This window comes from Erwinia sp. MYb416, from assembly GCF_037479575.1.
GTDB classification, from domain to species: domain Bacteria; phylum Pseudomonadota; class Gammaproteobacteria; order Enterobacterales; family Enterobacteriaceae; genus Erwinia; species Erwinia rhapontici.
In genome coordinates this window covers 1-697 of the sequence record NZ_JBBGYT010000052.1, presented here as the reverse complement: position 1 = coordinate 697, position 697 = coordinate 1, and the positions used below count along the sequence as shown (strand labels likewise).

At 61.4% G+C, this 697-nt stretch carries 1 protein-coding gene; it reads right to left on the bottom strand.

What is annotated here, in order from left to right; translation table 11 throughout:
• A partial coding sequence (locus WH277_RS00475) for an Ig-like domain-containing protein (RefSeq protein WP_339503731.1) occupies nucleotides 1-697 on the bottom strand: 697 nt, incomplete at both ends.

Below are 697 nucleotides of genomic sequence, written 5' to 3'. Positions count from 1 at the left end.
GGTTAACGTCGTTCTGACTGAAGACCGCCGCCAGCGCAGAGGGCGCAGCCGCTCCGCCGCCCTGTCCGGCCTGACTGAATACAATGGCTGCCGATGGCGTGGTGCTGATCCCCGGGGCCGCACCGAAGATCGACGCGCCTCCGGTTAACGGCACACCGGACGCCGCCGGTAATGCAATCAACTCAATCTGGCTGCGCGGAGCCTCACCGCCGGTGGGGCTGGTCGCGCCAGGTTTGCCGTCGGTTAACATAAACTGCGCGTTCATCGCCATGGTGACAGTACTGGTTTCCACCGGACGGCTGTCGATGCTGAACGCCAGTGAACGGCTGCTGCCAGTACCGGTATTACCCGCCAGATCGGTCACGCCACTGTTATCCAGTACGATCAGATTGCCTGACACGGCAATCCCTGCCGCAGGGGTAAAGGTCGCCGTCCAGGTCTTGCCACCATCGGAAGAACTGACCGCACTGAGCGTGCCGTTGGTCACCGTCAGGCTGCTATTACTGAACCCCGTGACCGCTTCATTGAAGGTAATTGTTACCTGGGCCGTCTCCCCGGCCGTCAGCTGGCTGTCGCTCAGAGTAATGGTGCCAACAGGCGGCGTGGCATCAACCGCGTAGTTGTTGGAAATGGCTATCCCACTGCCCGTATTACCGGCAAGGTCCTGTAGCCCCGAGGTATCCAGGACCACCAGGTT